Origin of the sequence: Aquella oligotrophica (assembly GCF_002892535.1) — a bacterium.
GTDB lineage: Bacteria > Pseudomonadota > Gammaproteobacteria > Burkholderiales > UBA11063 > Aquella > Aquella oligotrophica.
In genome coordinates this window covers 1,007,525-1,033,920 of the sequence record NZ_CP024847.1, presented here as the reverse complement: position 1 = coordinate 1,033,920, position 26,396 = coordinate 1,007,525, and the positions used below count along the sequence as shown (strand labels likewise).

Below are 26,396 nucleotides of genomic sequence, written 5' to 3'. Positions count from 1 at the left end.
GAATTGGAAAATGAAAAATATCGTAAAATTCTATAACTCTATGATTAAATATTTTAGGCGGAAAGAACTAAGTCAGTTAGGAATAATGGAATACGACAATTAAAAAATAGAGTAAAAAATGAAAGCAATTACTACAGCTGCCATAGCGGAAGTTTATAACTGTCACATTCTTATAGAAGAATGGTTTAATGGCAGCAAAAATGCAACACCAGAACTATTGAATGAGCTTCTTGCCAAATTTTCAAATGATTTTTCAATGATAAATCCAAATGGGAGTCAGCTAACTTATAAAGACCTTGAATCATTTTTATCCCAAATGTATGGAGCAAGAGTTGGAGTAAAAATTGAGGTTACGGAGCCAATCATAATTCACGAAACTGAAAACATATGTATTTTACAATATGCTGAGATACAACATCTGCCAGATAAGGTATTACATCGCTTATCAACAGCGATTTTTATTAATGATGGTAAGAATAATGCACTATGGCGCCATTTACATGAAACATGGCACCATGCATAACTAAAAAACTACTTGGATGAATACTAAACCCTTTTGATAATTCCAATAGAAATAGTCCAGCTTAAAAGCCAGACTATTAATTATTGTAAATTGTAAGAATAAGCCGAAACTCTATTAATAAATACGTAATGGAAATTCGCCATAGAATTTATGATTTCTGTAATTCAGAATCTCCCTTTATTGCCCTTGGTGATGTTGAATTAGATGAAAGTTACTTTGGAGCAAGACGAGTACGTGGGAAACGTGGGCGTGGTGCCTACGGTAAAACAATAGTATTTGGATTACTAAAACGTGGTGGTAAAGTCTATACCGAAATAGTTCCTGATTGTAAAAGCAAGACACTACAGGATATTGTTAGAGGTAAGGTGTCGGCTGAATCGGTAATCCACACAGATGGCTGGCGTGGTTATGATGGCTTAGTAGATATAGGCTATGATAAACACTTCCGTGTTAATCATGGTAACAATGAGTTTGCTAATAAACAAACTCATATTAACGGTATAGAGAGCTTTTGGTCATTTGCCAAAACTAGGTTAGTAAAGTTTCACGGTATTACTAAAAGTACATTTAACTTACATCTAAAAGAGTGTGAGTTTAGGTTCAATTATCGAAATGATAATCTCTATGCTATAATACTAAAATTGGTTAGAAATAATCCGCTTTGATTGTCTAGCCCCTAATTATTTAATCCAAGATTAACCGAGGTGATTGTCTAGGCTAGAGTCATTCTCAGGCTTTTTTTCGTCTTAGCCAGTAGATGGTTGCAAGCCCACCAAATAATAATTGCATACTAAAGTCATCACCACCGCCAACAAAGCTACAGCCGCCACTACCTGAAGATGTGGACTGATTAGGCATGGTATATGATAATGGTATAGTAGCAATCGTTTGCCCAGCTTGATTGGTAACAGCCAAATCAGCAAAATAGGTATTTCCCGGCTGCATTGAATTAGTTAAAATAGTTACTGCACAGCTTAAACCAGTATTTAGGGCTAAACCACTAATACACGTTGAATTACTGCTAACGGAATAGTTTGTCGAGTTTACACCAGAGATCTGAATAGATCCTATAGCTACAGATTCACTATTATTATTTACCAGTGTTACAGAACTGCTTCCTAAACTAAAATTATCAAGCGCAGCAGGATTAGCAGTTAGCATCAGAACACTTTCATTAATGTATTGAAGTGCTGCAGCAGCATTTAACCTACCACTTGAAATACAGCCTGCAGCATTACAGCTATCAAAGGAGCTTGCCGAATTCTGTAGTATTTCCGTTATTTGTGCCGGAGCTAAACCAGGCTCAACCGCAAGCAAATCAGCTATAGCAGCAGCTACATGTGGTGCTGCCATCGAAGTTCCCTGTTTCCAACCATAGGTAAAACACGAGTTTCCGCTACAACCAACCGCATTTGAGCCATAACCTTCAGTTGAATCGTATGTAGTTGATAGAATTGCTTTTACTGGGTATTGCGTGGTGTAATTGCTATACTCTTCACCACCTGATGCAGCAATAGTTACATTACCCCAGTTACTATAAGAAGCCAGCTTCTGATTTGGTCCATTAGCTGCAACTGAAATCACATTTGCACAATTAGCTGGTACAGCACCACTAACGTTTAAAGAATCATTCCCAGCAGAAACAACCACGGATACACCAGCAGCAACTAATTGATTAATTACCTCCTGATAACTGTTTGGACACGTCCCATAGCCACCTAGGCTCAGATTAATAACTTTAGCTGGATGCGAATTAGTAATAGTAGGATGTAATCCACCTGCCCAGAGCATTCCATCTTGAATATCTACAGAACTTCCACCACATTTACCTAGGACACGTACCGGGACGACCTTGGCACTATACGCTCCACCTAGAATGCCCGTATTTACAAGGGCTGGATTTATTGGACCTTCAGCAACAACAGTTCCTGTAACGTGAGTACCATGCCAAGATGAATTGGTGATAGCCGGCAAACCATCAATACCCCGGCATTGCTGTTGCCAAGATGGAACGGCAGAATTATACTCAGTTAAAGTCATCCAGTCGCCCAAATCAAGTCCATTTGGAAATGGCGCTATCTGGGCCAGATTATCCGGGGTGCTAAACGGACATGTCCCCGCCCGGCGACAATCCGTAATAAAGGTATACCCATATGACTCACTAATTGAACTCAATGTAAGGAGGTTATTTATGATATTTGGATGAGGTACATAACCAGTATCAATAACTGCAACCACTACACCGTTACCGGAACTAGAAATAAAATTACTTCCATTATAAAAACTATCACCATAATAAGTAGTCAACGCACCAGGTACATTATTAGTACTCGTATACATATCCCATTGATAAATATTCGGTACACTAACCGTAGGGTGCATAATGAGATTTTCTTCAGCATATTCTACGTCAGACTGCTTATTAAGAATAGACAATAGATTATCTAACTTATCCTTAGAAAGTACTGTCCCAGTATCAAGAACCCGCCCACCAACAGCTGCTGCACGGATATCCTTTAATTCAAGACCAGTCAATAAATCAAGTTTTTGAATAGTTTTTGAGGTTAGCGGTTGCATCTGCAATCTTTGTAGTTGTTGCTTACTAATATTACCACTTTGAAAGCTTTTCTGGATGCTCTCACTCGGCTTAAATTTTATTATTATCTGAGTCCCAGCAAAAACAGGAAATATCGTAAAAGACCCTACAAGAGCAAGCAAAAATTTTTTCATTAAATACACCTCATACTTTATTACCATTTGGCTTAATTATTATTGCTAAAGCCCCAAGTTGGTCCCGCACCCATTGAAGTTTGAGAGCCAATAAAACCAAGATAAACTGTTTTACCATAATAAAAAGGCAGTCCATAAAGTCCGGAGCCTAGAGAAGACTGAATTCCCCAAAATGGCATTATTGAACTATATCCAGTTGGACTAGCAATATCAGCAGAAATTGCTATTGGTGTCCCACTACCATTGTAACTACTTGCTATAGACTGCCATTGGGTTGCAGCTGCTGGACAATAGACTAAATTATCAGGTTGACAAGTAGGAATGGCTGTGTCGTAAAATAACCAATGATTCGTACCGCTATCAAACATTGAGTCATATGTAACCCCCTGGGCTGTAACTGTAAACTTACCAATAAAATTGTTCGGATCCCCCAAAATACTATTAACACTTCCGGGTATGGCATTGTTACTTTCGGTATTCAAACCAAAAGTAAGAGTTCCAATAAGATTAGTATTACCATTTGCTGTTGCTGCTGGTAGTGAGATAATTTCACCATTATTATCATTCGCAAAATAACCAACTGGATTAACATTAAGATATTGTACTGGGATACCTTCAGTTATTGGAGTACAGTTGCCGTTATTACATACATAATCAGTATTGCTATCATTAGCAATATTGACTATTGGGTTTATCCCGATAATGCCTCTTGCTCCAGTATCAGAAAATATGACCTGTTGCCCTTCATTGCTACAACTAGCAGGCACACCAGACTGATCAGCACTATCATTTATTATCTGAACTGGAATATTTCCAGCTTTTTCCCCGGCAATATAAACATCTGCATAATTAGCAGTTGCAAAAGCATAACCGCTACCATAAAGATTACAGACTGATATCGGCAAGCCAGTTCCATTTTGCGTAATAGCTGGCAGATTAAGATTATTCATTTGTGAAGCATCAATTTTGAGCCCAACAGAACCAGTATCCATCAGGATATAATCCAATTTTTGACAGGTTGTGGTATTAGGAATACAAACAGTAACTGTAATATATGGTACATTTATACCTCTTCCATTATAGCCACTACCAGCTTTTACGGTTGTAACATTTGATGCTGTCGGAGTTGGTGCTGGAGTGGGACTGGAAGAACTAGTCCCACTATTACATGAAGATAGGTTAAGTGCTGTTGTTAGCGCCATAAGTAATTGTAAAAGCTTTTGCATAACAACTCCTATTTCAATAAGTCTTGAGGATTAAGCCCAGTTGGCAACAAAGATGGAATATATGCCAAGCCATGAAAATCACCGGTAACACCATATATATTAACTATAAGATCTTTGGCAGAAACATGACTACTCCGTAATCCCGACCCTGTTGATTTTGTTGTTTTAAATTCTGGAAAGTATTTACCAAATAACTGCTGTAAATCTGGGTTACGCATACCGACCCAACTAACAGCAAATACCTTTCCATTAGAAACATACTCTTTAACAGTAATACCGCCTGTAGCCTTAATTGTTGAAACTTGATATTTAAGTGGTTTACTTTCCCCATCCATTCCCTGACTAATCATTTTGGTGCTTGGGGTAGAAATTGAAGATGCCAAAGCTTTGTTATCGCTTTCTATACTGCCGGGATTTTCACCCAAAGTTGCATGAGCGGATAGTGGCACAATTGCCACCATTAGGATTACGAAAAACTGTTTCATATAATATACCCCTGAATTTAACATTACACATACTCAACCCGACTGAGAACCGATAAAAACACTTTTATAAGTTCTTTTAAATCTATGGAAGACACTTATGCTACCATAAACTCTCATTCTATTTGAGTATGCACAATAAAAAGTTAAAATATTAATTCAAGAGTCTCTATATCTAAACTAGGGTTTATAGGTAACTGAATATAAACCACGCGTTGTATTTGAATTATGCATATTCCAAGTTTCACCATTCGTAGAAGTCAAGACAAGTCCTTGCATTCCTACGATTACAAATTGATTACCCGCATAAATAATCGAACGCAAATTGGCAGACACTTCTGGTTTCATAACTTGTTGCCAATTTACTGCATCATTGGAAATCAAAATAGTACCACGCTCTCCTACAACAATATACTTCCCTGCCCCATAAGTAAAATCATATAGCCAGCTTTTAGTATTTGAGTTTTGAACATTCCATTTATGTCCATCGGCGGAACTGTAGATAGCCCCTTTAGACCCTACAGCGAGAAATTGATTATTTAGATAACGGACAGCACTAAACCACTGGGTCGTACCAGAACTTTCAGAATTCCAGTTAGACAGATCATTTGAACTTGCAATTACTCCATTTGCACCAGCAACAATATATTTCCCCGCACCGTAACAGATACTATTTAACCAATCTTTACCAGCAACTAAAGTTTTTTGCCAGTTATTTAGATCATTTGAATACATCACAGTACCGTTCATACCTGCTATAAGATACTTATTATTACCAAAATTTATATCATATAGCCAAGCCTTACTTGGGCTAGCAATATTTTGCCAGTTTATACCATCTGTAGAATATGCAATCTTACCGTCAATACCAACGGCAACGAGTTTTCCATTGATATAATCTACGGCATTATAAACATTAGCAGTACTAACTTTATCGCTAGTCCAAAACGTAGCATCGGCATCAGAAAGCTTTATAATACCGTTATCGCCGACTGCAACATAGTGTGGACCCTGACCAGATACATTTTCGATAGAAGCCGTAGTAAACCAGCCACAGGAGCTTATTGCCAGCATACTACCAGCAATAATTCCATATTTATAGAGATTTCGCTGCTTAAGCATGATCCAGATAGCGTTCCGCATCTAATGCTGCCATACAGCCTGAAGCTGCTGAAGTAACAGCCTGTTTATAAATCATATCCTGAACATCACCTGCCGCAAATACACCTTCAACAGAAGTAGAAGTTGCAAATCCATTACGTCCAGCTTTAGTTACGATATAACCATGATCAAGTTCAAGCTGACCAACAAATATGTCACTATTCGGATGATGTCCAATCGCGATAAATACTCCACTAAGAGCTATATCTTCGGTAGTTCCAGAGTTATGCTTAATCCTTACACCAGTAACGCCTTTACCATCACCAAGAACTTCATCTAATGTAGAATTAAGTTTTAATTCGATCTTACCGCTACTTACTCTTTCCATCAAGCGATCAATCAAGATTTTTTCTGACTTAAATGTATCGCGACGATGAATTAGAGTAACCTTATTACAAATATTTGCCAGATAAAGCGCTTCTTCAACTGCAGTATTACCGCCACCAACTACAGCCACTTCCTGATTTTTATAGAAAAAACCATCGCAAGTAGCACAGCCAGACACACCTTTGCCCATGAATTTCTGCTCAGACTCAAGCCCAAGATATTTGGCAGAAGCTCCGGTTGCAATAATCAAGGCATCACAAGTATATTCACCCATATCACCAATCAATCTGAATGGCTTATTCTTCAATTCTACAGTATGAATCTGATCAAAAATAATTTCAGTACCAAATTTGGTAGCATGATCAAGAAAACGCTGCATTAATTCTGGTCCCTGACACTCACCACCAACTTCAGCAGGCCAATTTTCAACTTCAGTGGTCGTCATTAATTGCCCACCTTGCTGCATCCCGGTAATAATAACTGGCTTTAAATTTGCCCGGGCCGCATAAATTGCTGCGGTATAGCCAGCAGGCCCCGAACCTAAGATAATTAGTGAGTGATGTATAACTGTCATTCCGTGTCTCCTTCTTTTTCCGGTAACGTAACATTAATTTCTAATAACTCAAGATTTTCACGCTTTTCAATATTAACCGACAATGCATCTTGATCTATCTTGATATATTTTGCAATTACAGCAACCAGCTCTTTTTGTAACTCTGGCAACCATTCAGGAGCCTCTGTCTGCTCATTACCATTAATAGTCGCTCGCTCGTGCGCCAAAATAATTTGTAAGCGTTCTTTAGCTACCGATGCCGACTGCTTCTTTTTACCAAAAATTAAATCCAGTAATGACATATCAGTTACCTCCAAAAAGACGTTTTAACAGCCCTTTCTTCTCGGCAGTCGTATAGCGCATTGGCTTATCTTCACCCAAAAAGCGCGCTACCAGATCAGTATAAGCTTCTGAAACATTAGTTCCTTTGAGGTTAATTGCTGGAGTGCCTGTATTTGACGCTTGCAAAACATCTTTTGACTCAGGAATAACACCAAGCACAGGAATACGTAAAATATCCTGAATATCCTGAATTGAAAGCATATCACCAGCTTCCACCCGATCCGGGTTATATCGGGTTATAACCAAATGTTCTTTAACTTTTTCTTTACCCTCAACTGCGCGCCTTGATTTTGAAGATAGAATCCCAAGAATCCGATCAGAATCACGCACTGAAGAAACTTCAGGATTAGTAACCACTAATGCCTCATCCGCAAAGTATAGTGCCATAAATGCACCTTTTTCAATCCCTGCCGGTGAATCACATACGATATAGTCAAAATCTTTGGCAAGATCATCAAGAACTTTTTGTACCCCTTCTTCAGTCAAGGCATCTTTATCTTTGGTTTGCGATGCAGCAAGAATAAATAAATTATCACAGTTCTTGTCTTTGATGAGTGCTTGATGCAGCGTCGCATCACCACTAATCACATTCACAAAATCATAAACTACACGGCGCTCACAACCCATAATCAAATCAAGGTTACGTAGCCCAATATCAAAATCAATCACAACCGTTTTGTAGCCACGTAATGCCAAGCCAGTTGCAAAGCTGGCTGACGTGGTAGTTTTACCAACGCCACCTTTTCCCGATGTTACCACAACAATTTTAGCCATAAATACTCCTGCCAAATAGCCTTTATTAATTTATGAAAAATCCAATGATTTTTCAACGAAGTTTCTTTCACCCAAAAAAATAAAATAACAATCTTATAAGGCCACTACATTTAACCGATCTTTATCATCAAGAAAAACTTGCGCCGGCTTATTTAATAAATGTTCTGGCAACTTTTCATCTAATGCCTTATATATTCCAGCAATAGATATAAGTTCCGGGTTAAATTTCTGTACAAAAATTCTAGCACTTTTATCGCCATAACGCCCTGCGACTAATCTACCCCTGGCATCTCCATAAACATGAATATTCCCACCAGAGATTATTTCTGCATTATGTGATACCAAGTTTAAAATAACAATATCACCATCATTTTCAATTTTTATCCCACTACGGATAGGTTCTTCAATCCGAAGTACCGGATTACTAACCGGGGTTGATTTTAAATTAAGTGAGAGCTCAACTACTGGAATATCTGCAATATTTTTCATTAATGCAAACTCATTTGCCAGAATAAATTTTAGCTCAAACATTAATTTCTCTGCATTTACCTTAATTAATCTTATTATCTCAGTTTGTTTTTCCGGACTAATTTTCCCATCAAACTCAATAACTAGATAACGACCAAAGGCATCAAGTTTACGTAAGTGTACCAACTTATCGTAGATTTGTTCTGCTGTAGCATCAGGAGATAATTTAAGAATGTAATAATCAAAACTGGCGAGATTTATTTTAACTGGTGGTGTCATGGGCATATTTTTTTAAGCGTCAGTTACAAAATATAAGTTATAATACATTCATGATTTTATCACACAATAACTTCCAGTCTATATTATTTCATTGTGCACAATAAAGAGTTTGACATTATTATAATTGGTGCGGGGGCCGCTGGTATGATGTGCGCCCACATAGCAGCATCAAAACACAAAAAAGTCCTGCTACTTGACCATAGCTCTAGACTTGCGGAAAAAATACGCATTTCTGGTGGTGGCAGGTGTAATTTTACCAATGTAAATACTAATCCCGAGTGTTACCTTTCACAAAATAAACATTTTGCCACCTCAGCCTTATCTAGATATACCCCATTTCACTTTACCGAAATACTTGATAAATACAATATTGGCTATCATGAAAAGACTCTTGGACAATTATTCTGTAATGAAAAATCTCAGGCGATTATAGACCTACTTGATCAACTATGTCAGGAAAATAACGTTACCAGACTAATGGAAACCTCAATTATCTCCCTAGATAAAATAAACGGCAGATTCAAACTTGAAACGAATAGAGGAATATTTAACTCTGAAACCCTAGTAGTTGCCTGTGGTGGTTTATCGATTCCACAAATAGGTGCAAGCGGGTTTGGCTATCAAATAGCAAAACAGTTTGGTCTAAAAATAATCGATACCAGACCAGCATTGGTTCCATTAACCCTAAATCAAGAAACGTTGGCATCATTTAGTCCCTTATCCGGTATTTCTTTTGATAGCATAACCAGCATTGGAAAAGTCAGCTTTCGCGAAAATAGTTTATTTACGCATAGAGGTCTTAGCGGTCCAGCAATTTTACAAATATCTTCTTATTGGCAACACGGAGAATCAATAAAGATAAATTTACTACCAGATAAAGCCATAAAATCTGAAATATTGGATAATCGCAGCAGTAACAAATTATTAAGAAACTTCCTGCATGATTTCTTTTCTGAACGCCTAACCGAGCGCATCTGCGAACTTTTAGGCATTAATAGGCAGTTAAGTCAACTAAGCAATAAGGATATTGATAAAATAACGTCTTTCATACATAATTTTGAAATCCTTCCAAATGGTAGCGAAGGATATAAAAAGGCTGAAGTAACCAAAGGTGGTGTAGATACCAAATTCCTTGATTCAAAATCAATGATGGCAAAAAATATTGATGGATTATATTTCATTGGTGAAGTGGTTGATGTGACAGGCTGGCTTGGTGGCTACAATTTTCAGTGGGCATGGTCATCTGCGCATGCAGCGGCCACGAGCATTTAAAATGATTATTTGAGGTAAATATGAAAATAATAACCGCCAACGTAAATGGCATCCGCTCAGCGCACAATAAAGGCTTTTTTGAATGGTTATCCACTGAGGATGCAGATATTATCTGCCTGCAAGAAATAAAAGCCGACATTGACTCCATTCCCAAAGAATTAATTAACTATAACAATTATATTTGCGAATTCTATCCAGCACAAAAAAAAGGATATAGTGGAGTTGCTATTCTCGCACGTACTAAACCAGACAATATCATCACAGGATTGGCGAACCAGGAAATTGATGATGAAGGTCGTTATCTAGAGTTTCAATATGGACAACTAAGTGTTATTTCCCTCTATATGCCATCAGGTTCAAGTGGAGAAGATAAGCAGCAAAAAAAATTCCGCTTTATGGATTATTATCTGCCAATTCTGAAAAAACAGCATTTGGACCGTGATTACATCATTACTGGAGACTGGAATATCGCCCATAATGAAATTGACTTAAAAAACTGGAAAGGAAATCTTAAGAATTCTGGTTTTTTACCTGAAGAACGAGCATGGATGACAGAACTATTAAAGAGTGGTTATACTGATTCATGGCGTCACCTCTACCCTGACGCTCCGGGTTATACCTGGTGGTCTAATCGTGGACAGGCATACACTAAAGATGTTGGTTGGCGGATTGATTATCAGATTATTACAGATCGGCTAAAAGATAAACTAAAATCGGCACAAATTTATAAGGATCAGAAATTTTCTGATCACGCGCCTCTGATTATGGAATATGACTTATGACAAAGATAAAAGCTGTAATCATGGATGGAGATGGCTCAACTATTACCCATGAGGGAATATTACCAAATAATTTGCGGGACTTGATTATAAATAATCCACAGATAAAATGGATAATGGCAACAGGTCGAAGCTTAGATTTATTAAGGCGGCTTCCAATTATTGATTACCTCAGTCGTGATGTACCTCATATTGTTGATGGTGGTGGTAGATTGGTATTACATGATGGCACAAGTGTTATCGACCATTTTTTAACTCCCGAAGAAATTAATCATTTATTTAACCAGCTTAACGTTGAAAGGATAGATTTCCTGTATTCATATCTGGATGAACAACGAAGCTATATTTTTAGTGAAAATGAACTGGAGCACTGGAGCAATCGTCCGCAATTTACTACAGCTCAGGCAACTGCTGACATAGAAGAATACCGCCAGTGGTCACTTGACAACCCACCAACAAAAATCTTCTTGCGCATAAAAGAAGATATTAACCTAGATGGTGTTAATTGGCATCAAAATGAAAGAAATATTGATGTTACGGCAAAAGGCGTAACAAAGGGAAGCACTTGTTTTAAACTTCTTGAAATGTTGGGACTAAAGGCAAATGAGACTGCCTTTGTTTTTAACGATCGTAACGATCTACCATTGATTGAACATCCAGAATTGCAAGACATTATAACCATCAAGGTTGGTGACTATTTACCAGAGACTAGTGCAAATTATCACGTAGCAACACCTCATGACGTGGCAGACGTTTTGATTAAAATTATAAATTGAAAGGCGTAACTCTTGTAGAGTTACACCTTTAGGAATAGGAAAATACATTTATGTATCTTCAACGCATGATTGTACCTGTATTTTAATTGCCTGACAACCGACCATTTTGGATGGTATGCAATTTAATTGTAAAAAAATTAACCAATAGAGATATTAAACAATTTAATTTCAAGAGTAATTATGACAAAACTACAATTTATCTACCAACAATCACAGTTATCAGATTATGCTAATGACATTATTAATCGCACAATAAAACTTGGCGCTAGTCAGGCACAGGTTGAATTAAGTGAAAGTATTTCTACCGACATTGAAGTTTTAGATCAAAAAATTGAGAATTTTGAAACCAGCCATGAAAGTCAAATGCTACTAACGGTTTATCTTGGTCAACAAAAAGGTCATATTGGTATAAGTAATATTGATACCAAGGATCTGGATACAATAATAAAACAGGCTCTCGAAATTGCAAAATACACGCAGGCAGACGCGGCAAATGGAATCCTTGATAAACAGTTTTTAACAAAAGAATTAATTACGGATCTAGATCTTTACATCCCTCATAATGAGAGTAATGAAACCCTCATTTCAACTGTCATGGATATTGAACAAAAGGCTTTAAACTCTGATAAACGCATAACCGCATCAGATGGGGCTTCTGTTTCATTGACAAGTTATAACTTTGTTACTGCCAATAGTAATGGTTTTAATTTGGGATATCAAACCAGTCGTTACTCAAACTCAGTAAGCCTGATTGGTAATACAAGTAATGGAATGCAGACGGACTACTGGTACAGTTCCTCAAGAAATTATACTAACCTCCTAACCTCGACTGAACTAGCCGATCATGCTACAAAACGACTATTACGTCGGCTTGATAAAGGTGAATTTAAAAAATCTACCTGTAAAGTAATTTTTGAAACTACTATTGCCAAATCAATTATCGGAGCATTGATTGCTGCACTTAGTGGTAATTCCCAATACCGAAAACTAAGCTTTTTAAATGATAGCCTTGGTAGTAAAGTTCTTCCTGAATGGTTAAGTATTGAAGAAGATCCTTTTATTCCGGAAGGACTATCTAGCTGTTATTTTGATAATGAAGGTGGGCAAGTCTATCGGCGGAGACTAGTTGATAATGGGCTTGTTAGTGGTTATCTTTTATCTGCCTATTCAGCGCGAAAGCTTAATATGCAACCAACAGGTAATGCTGGTGGTGCACATAACCTCAAAGTGTCAAGCAATTTCAATGGTGATCTTGCAGCACTTGCCAAAGAAATGTACTCTGGATTAATAATCATTGAAACCATTGGCCACGGTCTAAACTCGGTAACTGGAGATTATTCAGTCGGAGCTTCTGGACTGGTTATAATTGATGGCAAAATAAGTCATTTTACAGACAATCTAACGATTTCTGGAAATATGCGGGATATTTATAATAATATACTCTATATTGCAAATGATAGCTCACCGGGGAGTTTACTTTGCGGTTCAATGCTTATTGAGTCTAACTGCCTGCAAATCACAGGTAAGTAACAGTCTTGCAAAAATTAACAACTAGGCATAAATTGCATGAAAATAGAAAAAGGTTAGTATCTAGCCTAACCTTTTGATTGGATGAACAATTAACCTTTTAATGATTTTTTATTAGTTGCATAAATTTGTGCCATTAATGCCGATGCCTTGCGTGACTTGCTATCACTGCCGCGGCTGGTTAAAATAATTGGAACTCTTGCTCCCATAACAATTCCTGCAGCATCCATACCAGATAAATAAGTCATCTGTTTATATAAGAGATTACCTGATTCAATATCGGGAACAATAATAATATCAGCATCTCCAGCAACTGGAGAATCAATTTCCTTGACTTTTGCTGACTCAGATGATATTGCATTATCAAAAGCAAGCGGACCATCAATAATTGCACCACAGATTTGTTTTCGCTCTGCCATCTTACAAATAGCAGCAGCATCAACAGTTGATGGAATTTGTGGATTAACCGTTTCAACTGCGGAAACAATTGCTATCTTTGGTACACCTAAACCCATGCCTTTAAATAACTCAATTGAATTTAATACAATATCAACTTTGGTATCAAAATCTGGGAAAAGATTAATCGCTGCATCGCTTAAAAAAAGTGGTTTTGGATAGTTATCTGCATCAATTGCAAATACGTGACTCATCCGGCGATCTGTGCGAATTCCATACTCTTTATTTAATATTGCGTGCATTAACTCATCCGTATGAAGTTTTCCTTTCATTAACGCATCAACCTTGCCTTCTCTGGCTAGTCTAACAGCAACCTCAGCTGCCTCATGACTATGTTCGGTATTAACAATTTCAAACCCGTCAATGTCAATATTAAATTGATTAGCACAAGCTTTAATTTTGGCAACTGGTCCAACCAGAATAGGAATAATGCTACCATCTTCAGCAGCTTCAACCGCACCAAGCAAAGATAATTCGTCAACAGGGTGAACAATTGCAGTTTTAACAGCTTCCATACCTATTGACATTTTATGCAAAATTGCTAGTAAATGATTTTCCTCTTTCTTGAACATCACTTGAGGAATTTCTACTTTTTCGCGTCTTATTTTAACAGTTGGAACTTTAACAATTGCAGTACCACTAATTACTACTTTACCAGCCTGATTGGTACATTGACAGTCAAATTCAACAATATTTTTATCTTCGCGTTTGGATGCCGCAGTAATTTTTGCCAAAATCCGATCACCAAGGCGAACTGGATGTTCAAAGCGTAGATTCTGCCCAAGATAAATAGTTCCAGGACCAGGTAATTTTGTTCCTAATATCGTAGATAAAAAAGAAGCCACTCCCATACCATGAGCAATAACTTCCTTAAATACGCTATTTTTAGCATAATCTTCGTCCACATGCGCAGGATTAACATCACCAGATACTGCTGCAAACAAATTTATATCATTCTCGGTTATTGTATGTTCAAGCGTTGCCGAATCGCCAATATTAATCTCATTAAAAATTACATTCTCTATATATTCCATCTTAAACTCCAAATCTAAATTAAAACCTAGCCAATAATCGAGTAACCACCATCAATTAAAACCACCTGCCCCGTAATTTCTCGACCAGAATCTGCCGCCAGAAATGCAGCCAGATTACCAACCCCATCAATAGAAACTGGGTCTCGTAATGGTGCAACTTGAAGAGTATTACTAATTAACTGATCAAATCCCTTGATTCCTGATGCTGCGCGAGTCATAATTGGTCCAGGCGAAATCGCATTTACCCTGACACCAAACTGACCAAGCTCAGCAGCAAGATACCGTACAGTTGACTCAAGTGCTGCCTTGGCTATTCCCATTAGATTATAATCACGGATAACCTTCTCACTACCATAATAACTCATCGTCAAAATACTACCACCATCTTTCATTAGCGGAAGTGCCAGCCTTGTCATCTCAATCATTGAGTAGCATGAAACATCCATTGCGGACATAAAACCATCTTTAGAGGACTTATAAACTTCACTATGCAGATCTTCTTTTGGTGCAAAGGCGATTGAATGCAATAAGAAATCAAGTTTGCCAAACTCCTGCTCAATTTGCGAGAAAACTTTCTCCAAGTCTTCAGCCACCATAACATTACATGGCATAAACAATTCAGCTGCAAGTTCATTTGCCAGAGGTTCAACAAAAGGTTTTGCCTTCTCATTCAGATAAGTCACAGCCAATCCTGCTCCGGCTTCCCTAAATTTTTTGGCACACCCATAAGCAATACTATCTTTATTGGCAATTCCAATAACCAATCCCTTTTTACCGTTCAAGTCAACAATCACGTTTTTAGCTCCATACTTTCACAAAAAACAAAACGGGAAGATATTCCCGTTTTATAGATAAATACATAATCAGTTTAAGATCCTTTGTTCATGTCTATACAATTTATGGCTAATGCGTAAAAAGTACAACTAGAATTTCAATTAGCCTGATTATATCAAGTTTATTTATCAAGCAATTCAGGATTTTTCTCCTGCTTTGCTAGAGTCTTGGCAGTTACCATTACCCCAAGATAAACACAAATCGCCCATGTAAGAATCAGCATAATCATTCTCCAAGATTAATACATTGATTTTGAATTTTCTTCAATCCGCGCAGTAGTCAATTTACCACGCATGATCCGATATACCCACGAAGTGTATGTCAAAACTATCGGGGTAAAAATTAACGCTGCAACAAGCATTAATAATAATGTATGCTGCGACGAAGTTGCATCCCAAGCGGTTAAACTGCTTGCCGGACTCGAACTTGAAGGCATAATAAATGGAAACATTGATAAGCCAGCAGTCAAGATAATCCCAGCCATCCCAACACCACTAAAAATAAATGCAAGACCTGATTTATCTTTAGCATTAAGGATTAAAGACAATATTAGACCAGCAAAAGCAAGCACTGGAGCAAGCATCATCAGTGGATATTGCTGATAGTTATGTAACCAACCACCTTTTACAATCTCAACTGTTTTTAGTAACGGATCAGATGGACCATTCGGATCAAGGTTTGTTGCAACATAACCATTAATATGTCCAACAACTAAGCCACCTAGCGCAAATAATACTATTGCTAGAATTAAGAAAATTTTTGCAGCTTTCTTAGCCCTTACCTGCATTGCACCTTCAGTACGGATCGTCAGATATACGCCACCATGAGCAAGTGTCATACATAGTGATACAAGTCCACATAATAAAGCAAATGGTGAAAGTAGACCAAGGAATCCAAATAATGGATTAACTGCATCACTCACCAAGCGCATGTCATTATCAAAATGAAATGGAACACCTAGCATTACATTTCCGACTGCAACACCAAATAGTAACGGTGGCACAGCTGAGCCAACAAATAATACCCAGTCCCAAGTTTTACGCCAACTAGGATTCTCTATCTTAGAACGATAATCAAACGCTGGAGCACGTAAAAATAGTGTCCACAGCACCGCCAAAATTGCAATGTATAGAATAGAGAAAGATGTAGCATATACCAGTGGCCATGCAGCAAAAACCGCTCCACCACCAGTAATAAACCAAACCTGATTACCATCCCAATGAGGTGCTACTGAATTAATTGCAGCCCGACGTTCTGAATCCGTCTTACCAATAAAAGGTGATAATGCACCCACACCCATATCATGACCATCCATAATCATCAGACCAATCATGAGTACAGCTACTAAAACCCACCATATCAATTTTAAAATTGCATATTCCATGATTTATCCCCTTATGCCTGCTGCTCAAAATGATATTTACCAGTTCCCAAACTTGAAGGACCAAGCTTAGTATATTTAACCATTAGCCAAATTTCGATTACCGCCAACAAGGTATAGATAACCACAAACCCAGTCAAGGAGAAGATTAATTCGCCACTAGTCAAGCTTGAAGCAGATAAATGCGTTGGTAATATACCAAAAATTGTCCATGGCTGACGCCCATATTCAGCAACAAACCAACCAGCCCAGCAGGCAATCCATGGGGTTGGAATCCAGAATAATGCCCATTTAAGTAGCCAAGTTTTAGTTTCAAATAGTTTTCTATTGCCAAAAGAATACCAGCTTGCCAAAGCAAACAACATGAAGAACGAAGCACCCAAAAATACCATTATCCTAAAGCTATAATATAGTGGCAGTACATGTGGCACTGTGCTTTTAGCAGCTTCATCAATCATTTGTGGTGTAGCATTAGCAACATCGTTAGTATATTTTTTAAGAAGTAGTCCATACCCCAAATCCGCAGAATTAGCCTGAATCTGTGCAGCCATAGCTTGATCATGTGGGTTTTTACGGAAAGCTTCCAACATTACCAGCGCTTTTTGCCCACTTATGATCTTCTCGCGATTCTCAGCGACAATTTCTTCAACCCCTTTGATTGACCCTTGCAAATCATGATGAAGAATCAAACTGCCGACATAAGGAATCTTGATATTAAAATCATTGGTCCGTTTTTCCTGATCTGGTAAAGCTAATAGCGACCAAGGAGCAGGAGCTTCTTCCGTCTGCCATACACCTTCAATCGCAGCAAGTTTTGATGGTTGTGCTTTATAAACTTGAAGACCTGACTCATCACCCATGATTATTACGGCAATGGTTGCAAATAAACCAAAAATCGCAGCTATCTTAAACGAACGACGAGCAAAAGGCAGATCTTGTTTTTTCATTAAATAGAAGGAAGAAATCCCAAGTACGAAAACAGATGCAGTTACATAACCAGCACAAACAGTGTGGAAGAATTTGGCTTGTCCAACCGGATTAAATAATACGCTATAAAAACTATCAAGTTCCATCCGCATTGTAATTGGATTAAATATAGTACCAACTGGATTTTGCATCCAGCCATTTGCTACTAAGATCCATAGTGCAGAAAGATTAGAACCGATTGCTACCAGAATGGTAAAAAGTAAATGTTGCTTTTTCGATACCCGATCCCAGGCAAAAAAGAACATTCCAATAAAGGTAGATTCAAGGAAGAATGCCATCAAGCCTTCAATTGCCAATGGCACACCGAAAATATCACCAACATAGTGCGAATAATATGCCCAGTTGGTTCCAAACTGAAACTCCATGGTAAGACCAGTAGTTACTCCAATGGCAAAATTAATACCAAAGAGTTTACCCCAAAACTTGGTCATATCCTTGTAAATTTCTTTACCAGTAATTACGTATATCGTTTCCATAATTACCAATAGCCAAGTCATACCTAAAGTAAGTGGCACAAATATGAAATGATACATCGCTGTTATTGCAAATTGCAATCGCGATAAATCAACTAAAGTGTCCATGGTTTTCAACCTCAAAAAATGTGTAAAAGTTTAACCTGATTTACAAATTCAGGAGTTAAGCTCTGATTACTAAATCAGTGCTTACATTTCACAAAATGCGAAATATGTTATTATCCTAAAATATGCTGACCAGTTGTCTGATCATCAAGTTTTGGTGGATTACTAAATGAAACATACCACAACCCTGTCAGGAGAATGGCTTTCACCACTAACAGGCAGATAATTTCTTTCCAATATTGCTTAAACATAGGCGTTCTCCAATGCTCATACCAATATTTTAACATATTTCGCCACAATTACCACATTTTTTGTAGGGTTAATAACCCACTAATCTTGTCAGGTTAATACCCTAAAGACCTACTCAGGCTTATAGTCTTTTATCTGTTCTTTCAATAAATTACTAGTATGGAACGATACCACACGACGAGCACTAATAGGAAATTCTTCTTTAGTCTTTGGATTACGTCCAACACGGGGATTTTTATCCCGCAAAATAAAATTACCAAAACCCGACACTTTCACTTCATCACCATCTTCAAGACTTTTTGTCATCACATCAAAAAAATCCTCAACTAGCTTATACGCATCCTGTCTGGTTAACGTAGAATTATCAATCACCACTTGTATTAAATCATTTTTAGTCACAGTTTTAGACATATTCAACCCAATCATAAAATTAAAATCTTATTTAAAAGCTATATTTAACGTAGCTGCCCATTAAATTCGCTAGCTACCTTCTGTTTTATCAATTCAAGATAACTAACTATTTCTTCATCAGTAAGCGTATGATCACTCTGGAAAGTAAACTTTAATGCTACGCTCTTCTGATTATCTGGTAAATTTCCACCCGTAAATATATCAAATATTGTTGAAGATAGCAAATCATTTATCTGCAAGGCATTGATTGATTTCAGAATATCGCCAACATTTACGCTCTTATCAAGAATAAAGGCGAGATCACGATTAACTTTCTGAAATTTACTAACAGCGGATAAGCTATAGCTGATTTCTGGCTGAATAAGACTAGTATCAACCTCAAATATATAAGGCAATATATCAAGTCCTAATGGCTGACCCAGTTTTGGATGGAGTTGTCCTAGTACTCCAACATTGATGCCATTGATAATAATATTCGCTGTTCTACCCGGATGAAATAAAGGATTATCATTAAGAGTAGTAAAATCAAGCTTCCCATAAGCAGAAAAAAGATTCTCAACGATACTTTTTAAATCATAAAAATCAACTTGGCGTGATTTTTCAGACCAACCTGCATTATGCTTTCCATAAATCAGACCAGATAGATATAGTGGTTGCGCTTCAGCGGTTTCACCATGAAATACTCTAGCTAATTCAAACACGCGTAAGCTATCATAACCACGATTGATATTATGCTGTAAGGTTTTGACCACATCAGTGATCAAATTATTACGCATCACCGCCAAACCAGCAAGCGGGTTTTTAAGACAGATAAGATCATGCTTCTTATCGGCAAGTAGCTCAGCGTAAGATTCTTCAATAAAGGCATAACTGACAACTTCATTAAAGCCCATACTTACCAAAGCGTCTTTCCATAAAGTTAACTGATTCAACTTACTATCAACCGAATTAAAGCGGTGCGCAAGTATTGGCATTTTTGCTTGTATTCGGTCATAACCATAAACGCGAATTACTTCCTCGATTATATCTTCACGAATTTTTAAATCAAAACGATAAGCTGGTGGTGTAATAACCCTCTTGTCACCTTCAACTACCACTTGACAGCCTAAATCAGCAAGAATTTTATCTATTTCTACTGTAGCGATCTCTTCACCGATAAGTTTAAGCATATCAGCATAATCAATACTTATCTTTACTTGTGGTTGCGTAGCCTTGACAGAATGAATGGAACCAACAACTTCACCACCACAAATTTCCAGTACTAATTTAGCTGCCAGATTAATCGCATCGTGCTGAATATCCGGATTTACTCCACGCTCAAACCGATAAGCTGAATCAGAGCTAACGCCATAAGCTTTAGCCCGACCATGAATAGCTTCAGGCAAGAAAAATGCGCTTTCAAGAAGAATCTCAGTAGTTGCCTCAGTAACAGCTGAATCAAGCCCACCCATAACACCAGCAATTGCGACCGGATTATGACTACCATCAGTTATTACTAGATCGTCTTTAACTAAACTGGCATCAGTGCCATCAATAAGTTTTAGCTCTTCACCTGTTTTAGCTAGACAAAAACCGATCCCTGAATTTAGTTTACTCAGGTCAAAGGCATGCATTGGTTGCCCAAGTAGAATCATCACATAATTAGTAATATCAACTAATGGTGATTTTGGACGTAGGCCACTGCGTTCAAGAACTTTAACTAACCATGCCGGTGAAGCTTGTGCATTATTAACATTTTTAATTGCCAAACCAACATAATGTGGGCATTTATCACTAGCTTCCGGATTAAATGAAAAATTCTCCAACTTTTTAGCCAAGAAGTCTGAATATAATTCTTTATCTTTAAGCGTATAGCCAGTTAGTGCATGAATTTCACGCGCAAGCCCAGTATAAGATAAACAATCACCACGATTAGGCGTAATTTTAAATTCAATAATACTATCATTCAAATCCAAATATTCGCGAATATCTGTACCGGGAATAGCATCATTATTAAGTAACAGTAATCCATCAACACCATCGGGACAACCAATCTCATTGCCACTACAAAGCATCCCATATGACATCAAACCACGCATTTTGCGTTCAGCAATTTTAAAATTCTCAGGTAGTACTGCCCCAACCTTAGCACAAGGTACTTTAACACCAACTGCGACATTAGAAGCGCCACAAATAATTTGTAATGGTTCGCCACTACCAGCATCAACTTTACATAGAGATAACTTATCTGCATCCGGATGTTTCTCACAACTAATCACTTCACCGACTACAATACCACTAAATTCGGGAGCAACTGGCGTTTCATCCTCAACTTCAAGCCCAGCCATAGTAAGACGCTCAAGAACTACTTTTTTGTCTAGCTTGTCAGTAAAGAAGCCTTGTAAATAATTCCATGATATTTTCATTTAACACCCCTCAAACTGGCGCAAAAAGTCCAGATCATTTTCAAACATCAAACGCAAATCGGTAATTCCGTATTTAAGCATAGCTAATCGATCAATCCCAAAGCCAAACGCAAATCCTGAATACTGATGGCTATCTATCTTCATATATTTGAGAACTTCTGGATGAACCATACCACAGCCACCAACTTCAAGCCATTTCCCAGTTTTAGCAAAATAAATATCAACCTCAGCCGATGGCTCAGTAAATGGGAAGAATGACGCGCGAAATCTTACTTGGAGTTCACTATCTTCAAAGAAGGTGCGCATAAATTCAATAATAATCGCTTTCAAATTAGCAAAGCTGATCCCTTTATCTATCCAAAGTAACTCCATCTGATGAAACATTGGACTATGAGTTGCATCCATATCAACGCGAAAAACTCGCCCAGGAGCAACAATCTTGATGGGAGGCTCATTTTCTTCAGCAAAACGTACCTGAATCGGAGAAGTATGCGTACGCAAAACATGCCCACTACTTGTATAGAAAGTATCTTGCATTGCCCGAGCCGGATGATTATCAGGTATATTAAGTGCCTTGAAATTATAATAATCTGTTTCGATTTCAGGACCATCGGCGACAGTAAATCCAAGACTAGCAAAGATTGTAACTAATCGTTTTAATGTCAGCGTTACTGGATGCAAACTCCCAGAATTACTACCTCTTCCCGGCAAAGTTACATCAATTGACTCATTAGCTAATTTCGCCGCTAGTTCGCTATCAATGATCTGCTGCCGTCTTGCTGCTAGCGCCTCTTCAAATTCTGATTTAATTTTATTAACTAAGGCACCAAACGCCTTACGCTCTTCAGCGGCCATATCTTTTAACTGCTGCATAAAAGCTGTTATTGCACCACTTTTACCAACGTAACGCGATTTAAACTGTTCTAAATCGTGTAAAGAAGTAACTGTCTGCATTTCATTTAATGCAGTTTCTAATACCGAATTAAGCTGCTCCATATTTCTACCCATGGAAAATTAGATTAAAGTCCTGACTGAATTTTATGCTGTTTAATAATTTCTAAAGCATCCTGATAGTGAGGAACGAGATGAGGAATCAGTAAATCTCCTTGATGAATCAGCTGCATATCTTCATTTAACATCTCTGACTCAAACCAATCAATTAAACCATTCCACATTTTACCAACCAAAATTAACTTACAGTCGCTAATTTTTTTTACCTGCATTAGCTGAAGCACAGTTAAAATCTCTAATACTGTGCCAATTCCACCATAAAAAGCAACAAAACAATCGCTTACTGCCATAAAATGCTGCAACCGAGTAAAAAAAGTTTTATGCGGAAATACCTGATCCAAATATCCGTTATTTTTCTGCTCAAACGGAAGCTCAATATTAATTCCAACTGACTTTATCTGAGAATTAGATAACTTTCCTTCCATTGCCCCACGATTGCCAGCTTCCATAATTCCCGGACCACCACCAGTTACCACATTACATTCAAGGCGTGCCAAATTTTTGGCAAACTCAAATACATCCTGATAAATGGGAGAATTTTCCTGAATCCGCGCCGAACCAAAAATAGTAACGGTGTACTCTTCGTATCGCGGATAAAATTCAACTAAGTCATCCGTCAAATCCCAAACTTTTTCTAATGAATTAACAACCCGCTCTTGGACATTGCGATCATGAATCAATAATTCCCGCATATTAACCTAACAAAAAAAATGAGGGCTTTAATCAAGCCCCCATATTCATATTATGCACTACCGATTAAGCTAGTTTGCTTTTTGCAATTTCAACAAATTTAGCAAACGCTACTTTATCGTGGATCGCAAGATCAGACAATACTTTACGATCAACAGCAACTTCAGCTTTAGCCAAACCATTAATGAAACGGCTATAAGTTAAACCAAGTTCACGGCAACCAGCATTGATACGCGCAATCCATAAAGTACGGAATTGACGTTTTCTCTGACGACGATCACGGTAAGCATATTGACCAGCTTTCATTACCGCTTCTTTAGCTACACGGAAAACATTTCCGCGACGACCACGATAGCCTTTTGCTAAAGCAAGAATTTTTTTATGACGCGCACGCGCGATTACACCACGTTTTACTCTAGGCATTCTTCAACTCCTTTTATGCGTATGGTAACATACTACGTACATGACCCATATCGCTAGGATTAACCTGCACGGTACCACGTAACTGACGTTTGTTTTTAGTTGTTTTCTTAGTCAAAATATGACGTTTGAATGCTTTTGAGCGCTTGATACCGCCACTGCCTTGGACAATGAAACGTTTTTTCGCACCAGACTTTGATTTTAATTTAGGCATGTTAACCTTCTTTATGAATCTGATTTTTAATTAAGATAGTAGGTGCTCGATTCGAGTCTTTGGGAACCACACTATCCACCAATGAGGGACGAATTATAGCATATTACAATGATTTATTCAAATATTTTCTAACACCATCAACTGCTTCAATTATACCAAGATCATTCACTCGTGCCATAAGGCGCGCCTTATTCTGGCCTTCATTAGCCCTATCATTCATTTTATGCCATAAATGATAAACTGGAGCGGCAAAGCGTCCATCCTTGATTTTTATTCCTGCATGAAGTAAGCGCACCAAAAAATCAGCATCTTCATGCCCCAGCCACTAAAGCTTTCGTCAAAGCCATTAACCGTTAGATAATCTTTACGCCAAAGTGCCATATTACACCCTTTAGGTCGCCGCCAATTACTAGCATGTTTCTTACGCCATGCTGCATTAGTATCTAAGCGTAAAGCTGGTAGCCATTTATTGGTTTTACCACTTATTCTGTCCCAGATTGATTTAAAAATACAGTTACTCGCAATATTAATTAGCTTCCCAGATAGTGCTTTGTGGGTATATTTTTCACTTAATAGTACCCGGTTACCGCCAACAAAATAACCAGCTTCAGCAAGCCTAAATTGATTAAGGATAAAATCCTTGGCTACAAGGCAATCACCATCAATAAATACCAGATAATCACCGGAAGATTTACTCACTGCTAGATTACGAATTGCTGCCAACCGAAAGCCATTATCTTCATGCCAAACATGGATTAAGCGAAAAGGAAAATTTTGCTGAAACTGGGCGACCAATTGAGCGGTATCCTCTTTTGAACCATCATCAGCAACCAAGATTTCAACCTGATTCGCGGTAATATTTTCATCAAGTTCTTGAACCTGAATACTTTTTAAAACTAGCTCTAAGGTATCTGGACGATTATAGGTTGAGATTATTAAACTTAATTTCATTTTAGCAAACCCAACTTTGTTTTAAGGAAATACCCCAACTGGATCATAAAATTCATTACGCCATTACCCTGAATTATAAACTCACGGCGGATTTTTTCCAATACCGACAATTTTCGTTTGGTATGGCGATGTCCAAGTTGAGATGGAATATCCCAATCATGCTCAATAAGATAGGGATCACAACCGACCACATTTAGGCGATGCAGAGCATAATTGCCAAGAAAATCATCAACAGGCGCATTAATTAATGGTGACTTAGCCAATAATCGCTTGGCAGCCTCGGGCTTAATTATATAACATTGAGTTCCCATTGGATCGCGCCAGAATTTGACAAGTTTAAGATCAGAAAAATGCTGCCAGATAAACCATTTTCGCTTAAAAATCCCACTTAAACGCAAGATCTCATAATTTTGATAATTTTCAAGCAAAGATAAGGCTCTAGCAAAATTCTTTGTAAGAATAACATCATCTTCCATAATACAAACAGACTGATTTCCCGCGGCAATTTTTCGCCACAACTCCTGATGCGACATAAAGCAGCCAATCTCACCAGCCGTCATTTGCCGCCCAAACATTTTCTCACGATAGTCATAAGCATAATTATGATTTTGAGCTATATCTGGATTTCCACGCATTGCATCAAAAAACTCATAGCTAAGCTGGCAAGCTTCCAATTGCGCTGAAATTTGCTCGCGCCGATTTACCGCATCGGCTAATGATATTACATAAATTTTCATGCTATTTATTCAAACTATCAAAATATTTCATATATTCCGGACTCCATTTGTCATGCATACCAATAAAATTCTTACTATCAATAAATGGCGGATAACCAGCTTTCATGCTCAGTCGAATATAATGATGAATAAATGTATCTAGGCAAATATGTACCGTTTTCATATCGCCAACTTCAATTTCGCGTGATTTAGTCCGTAAATACAAATCAAAATCAGCCTGCTGTAAACGCTCATCCCATAAGCCAATTTTATCAATGGCACTGCGTTTCATCACAACGGTATTACCAACAAAGCCTTCTTTAATTTGATACTTGAATTTATCTAACCGATCATTAGAAAATTTATTCCAATCTGGATACATCAACTTATGCATCAAACTCAAAACCCATTTTGAGCGACCAAGTAGCCCAACAAAATTTTTGATTTTTTTCCAGCGCCGCTTTAAAGTCCTAGTAGCAAGGAAATTCTCAATCTGTTCAATACCACAAACTGTGGCTACTTCTAGACCATTATGCTCCATTGATGCTAAGATATTCTCATCCCAGTTTGGTGACACAATGACATCATTATTCATAAAAACCAGATTATCATACTTAGCAACGGCAATGCCCTGATTTTGTGAGTGTGGGTAAGAATAATTAGCTTCATTCCGAATTACTTTCACTCCAACTGATTCAAACCAATCTGCGCTACCATCAGTTGAAGCATTATCAATGATAATCAACTCAAATTTATTTTTGGTATATTGATTAAGCTTTTCCCAGAACAACTGGTTCATTGCCAACTGATTATAAACTGCGGTAATAATACTAATCATAC

Annotated in this window: 28 protein-coding genes and 1 pseudogene; 6 read left to right on the top strand and 23 right to left on the bottom strand. The window is 37.7% G+C overall.

Annotated features, from left to right (window positions below; genetic code table 11):
• The first annotated feature begins 118 nt into the window (after positions 1 to 118).
• Together CUN60_RS04815 and CUN60_RS04810 are read left to right on the top strand one after the other, a co-directional pair.
• Positions 119 to 523 carry a DUF4440 domain-containing protein gene (locus CUN60_RS04815; protein ID WP_102950939.1) on the top strand — a complete coding sequence of 135 codons (405 nt, stop codon included), beginning with the start codon at positions 119 to 121 and terminating at the stop codon, positions 521 to 523.
• Positions 524 to 621: 98 nt separating this feature from the next.
• Positions 622 to 1,188, top strand: a pseudogene (locus tag CUN60_RS04810) (IS1595 family transposase); the annotation flags it as partial.
• A 64-nt stretch (positions 1,189 to 1,252) separates the two neighbouring features.
• On the opposite strand, the gene CUN60_RS04805 reads toward CUN60_RS04810, so the two are convergent.
• From CUN60_RS04805 to minC, 8 genes are all read right to left on the bottom strand, one after another.
• Positions 1,253 to 3,253, bottom strand: a complete 2,001-nt coding sequence (locus CUN60_RS04805; RefSeq protein WP_158649293.1) for a S8 family serine peptidase — start codon at positions 3,251 to 3,253, stop codon at positions 1,253 to 1,255.
• 32 nt (positions 3,254 to 3,285) lie between these two features.
• A complete protein-coding gene (locus CUN60_RS04800; RefSeq protein ID WP_102950937.1) occupies positions 3,286 to 4,479 on the bottom strand; it encodes a DUF3443 family protein in 1,194 nt (397 codons plus the stop codon).
• A gap of 8 nt (positions 4,480 to 4,487) precedes the next feature.
• A complete protein-coding gene (locus tag CUN60_RS04795; RefSeq protein ID WP_158649292.1) occupies positions 4,488 to 4,964 on the bottom strand; it encodes a DUF2844 domain-containing protein in 477 nt (158 codons plus the stop codon).
• Positions 4,965 to 5,141: 177 nt separating this feature from the next.
• Positions 5,142 to 6,104, bottom strand: a complete 963-nt coding sequence (locus CUN60_RS04790; RefSeq protein ID WP_158649291.1) for a WD40/YVTN/BNR-like repeat-containing protein — start codon at positions 6,102 to 6,104, stop codon at positions 5,142 to 5,144.
• Positions 6,076 to 7,023 (bottom strand): thioredoxin-disulfide reductase, encoded by a 948-nt coding sequence (gene trxB, locus CUN60_RS04785; RefSeq protein ID WP_102950934.1) that lies wholly within the window; start codon positions 7,021 to 7,023, stop codon positions 6,076 to 6,078. The genes CUN60_RS04790 and trxB overlap by 29 nt, the downstream gene beginning before the upstream one ends.
• Positions 7,020 to 7,304: a cell division topological specificity factor MinE gene (gene minE, locus CUN60_RS04780; protein WP_102950933.1), complete on the bottom strand. Its 285-nt coding sequence runs from the start codon at positions 7,302 to 7,304 to the stop codon at positions 7,020 to 7,022. Before minE ends, trxB begins: the two co-directional genes overlap by 4 nt.
• A 1-nt stretch (position 7,305) precedes the next feature.
• A complete protein-coding gene (minD, locus tag CUN60_RS04775; protein WP_102950932.1) occupies positions 7,306 to 8,118 on the bottom strand; it encodes a septum site-determining protein MinD in 813 nt (270 codons plus the stop codon).
• 93 nt (positions 8,119 to 8,211) lie between these two features.
• Complete coding sequence (gene minC, locus CUN60_RS04770) at positions 8,212 to 8,865, bottom strand: septum site-determining protein MinC (protein ID WP_158649290.1); 654 nt, start codon at positions 8,863 to 8,865, stop codon at positions 8,212 to 8,214.
• A 93-nt stretch (positions 8,866 to 8,958) separates the two neighbouring features.
• Between minC and CUN60_RS04765 the strand changes: the two genes are divergently transcribed.
• From CUN60_RS04765 to CUN60_RS04750, 4 genes are all read left to right on the top strand, one after another.
• Positions 8,959 to 10,137 carry a BaiN/RdsA family NAD(P)/FAD-dependent oxidoreductase gene (locus CUN60_RS04765; RefSeq protein ID WP_279639056.1) on the top strand — a complete coding sequence of 393 codons (1,179 nt, stop codon included), beginning with the start codon at positions 8,959 to 8,961 and terminating at the stop codon, positions 10,135 to 10,137.
• Between the two features lie 20 nt (positions 10,138 to 10,157).
• Positions 10,158 to 10,919: an exodeoxyribonuclease III gene (locus tag CUN60_RS04760; protein ID WP_102950929.1), complete on the top strand. Its 762-nt coding sequence runs from the start codon at positions 10,158 to 10,160 to the stop codon at positions 10,917 to 10,919.
• On the top strand, positions 10,916 to 11,692 hold the full coding sequence (locus tag CUN60_RS04755) for an HAD hydrolase family protein (RefSeq protein ID WP_102950928.1): 777 nt from the start codon (positions 10,916 to 10,918) through the stop codon (positions 11,690 to 11,692). Before CUN60_RS04760 ends, CUN60_RS04755 begins: the two co-directional genes overlap by 4 nt.
• A 180-nt stretch (positions 11,693 to 11,872) precedes the next feature.
• Positions 11,873 to 13,222: a metallopeptidase TldD-related protein gene (locus CUN60_RS04750; RefSeq protein WP_102950927.1), complete on the top strand. Its 1,350-nt coding sequence runs from the start codon at positions 11,873 to 11,875 to the stop codon at positions 13,220 to 13,222.
• 89 nt (positions 13,223 to 13,311) lie between these two features.
• Here CUN60_RS04750 and CUN60_RS04745 read toward each other — a convergent pair whose 3' ends face one another.
• The 15 genes from CUN60_RS04745 to CUN60_RS04680 form a co-directional block, all read right to left on the bottom strand.
• A complete protein-coding gene (locus CUN60_RS04745; protein WP_102950926.1) occupies positions 13,312 to 14,709 on the bottom strand; it encodes a bifunctional enoyl-CoA hydratase/phosphate acetyltransferase in 1,398 nt (465 codons plus the stop codon).
• A gap of 26 nt (positions 14,710 to 14,735) precedes the next feature.
• Positions 14,736 to 15,503: an enoyl-ACP reductase FabI gene (fabI, locus tag CUN60_RS04740; protein ID WP_102950925.1), complete on the bottom strand. Its 768-nt coding sequence runs from the start codon at positions 15,501 to 15,503 to the stop codon at positions 14,736 to 14,738.
• Positions 15,504 to 15,781: 278 nt separating this feature from the next.
• Complete coding sequence (gene cydB / locus CUN60_RS04735; RefSeq protein ID WP_102950924.1) at positions 15,782 to 16,927, bottom strand: cytochrome d ubiquinol oxidase subunit II; 1,146 nt, start codon at positions 16,925 to 16,927, stop codon at positions 15,782 to 15,784.
• Between the two features lie 11 nt (positions 16,928 to 16,938).
• Positions 16,939 to 18,492 (bottom strand): cytochrome ubiquinol oxidase subunit I, encoded by a 1,554-nt coding sequence (locus tag CUN60_RS04730; protein WP_102950923.1) that lies wholly within the window; start codon positions 18,490 to 18,492, stop codon positions 16,939 to 16,941.
• A gap of 110 nt (positions 18,493 to 18,602) precedes the next feature.
• Positions 18,603 to 18,740 carry a hypothetical protein gene (locus CUN60_RS12890; RefSeq protein ID WP_158649289.1) on the bottom strand — a complete coding sequence of 46 codons (138 nt, stop codon included), beginning with the start codon at positions 18,738 to 18,740 and terminating at the stop codon, positions 18,603 to 18,605.
• Positions 18,741 to 18,849: 109 nt separating this feature from the next.
• The gene (locus tag CUN60_RS04725) at positions 18,850 to 19,149 is read right to left on the bottom strand and encodes an integration host factor subunit alpha (RefSeq protein ID WP_102950922.1); all 300 of its coding nucleotides are present in this window, start codon (positions 19,147 to 19,149) and stop codon (positions 18,850 to 18,852) included.
• Between the two features lie 44 nt (positions 19,150 to 19,193).
• The gene (gene pheT, locus CUN60_RS04720; protein ID WP_102950921.1) at positions 19,194 to 21,554 is read right to left on the bottom strand and encodes a phenylalanine--tRNA ligase subunit beta; all 2,361 of its coding nucleotides are present in this window, start codon (positions 21,552 to 21,554) and stop codon (positions 19,194 to 19,196) included.
• The gene (pheS, locus tag CUN60_RS04715) at positions 21,555 to 22,550 is read right to left on the bottom strand and encodes a phenylalanine--tRNA ligase subunit alpha (RefSeq protein WP_102950920.1); all 996 of its coding nucleotides are present in this window, start codon (positions 22,548 to 22,550) and stop codon (positions 21,555 to 21,557) included.
• A 23-nt stretch (positions 22,551 to 22,573) separates the two neighbouring features.
• Positions 22,574 to 23,257: an LOG family protein gene (locus CUN60_RS04710; RefSeq protein WP_102950919.1), complete on the bottom strand. Its 684-nt coding sequence runs from the start codon at positions 23,255 to 23,257 to the stop codon at positions 22,574 to 22,576.
• Between the two features lie 64 nt (positions 23,258 to 23,321).
• Positions 23,322 to 23,678, bottom strand: coding sequence for a 50S ribosomal protein L20 (rplT, locus tag CUN60_RS04705; RefSeq protein WP_102950918.1), 357 nt, complete (start codon positions 23,676 to 23,678; stop codon positions 23,322 to 23,324).
• A 13-nt stretch (positions 23,679 to 23,691) separates the two neighbouring features.
• Positions 23,692 to 23,889 carry a 50S ribosomal protein L35 gene (gene rpmI, locus CUN60_RS04700; RefSeq protein WP_102950917.1) on the bottom strand — a complete coding sequence of 66 codons (198 nt, stop codon included), beginning with the start codon at positions 23,887 to 23,889 and terminating at the stop codon, positions 23,692 to 23,694.
• Positions 23,890 to 23,992: 103 nt separating this feature from the next.
• Positions 23,993 to 24,184: a hypothetical protein gene (locus CUN60_RS04695; RefSeq protein ID WP_102950916.1), complete on the bottom strand. Its 192-nt coding sequence runs from the start codon at positions 24,182 to 24,184 to the stop codon at positions 23,993 to 23,995.
• Positions 24,160 to 24,840 (bottom strand): glycosyltransferase, encoded by a 681-nt coding sequence (locus tag CUN60_RS04690; RefSeq protein WP_102950915.1) that lies wholly within the window; start codon positions 24,838 to 24,840, stop codon positions 24,160 to 24,162. The genes CUN60_RS04695 and CUN60_RS04690 overlap by 25 nt, the downstream gene beginning before the upstream one ends.
• Complete coding sequence (locus tag CUN60_RS04685) at positions 24,837 to 25,577, bottom strand: glycosyltransferase family 25 protein (protein WP_102950914.1); 741 nt, start codon at positions 25,575 to 25,577, stop codon at positions 24,837 to 24,839. Before CUN60_RS04685 ends, CUN60_RS04690 begins: the two co-directional genes overlap by 4 nt.
• 1 nt (position 25,578) lies before the next feature.
• Complete coding sequence (locus CUN60_RS04680; protein ID WP_102950913.1) at positions 25,579 to 26,394, bottom strand: glycosyltransferase family 2 protein; 816 nt, start codon at positions 26,392 to 26,394, stop codon at positions 25,579 to 25,581.
• Positions 26,395 to 26,396: the final 2 nt, after the last annotated feature.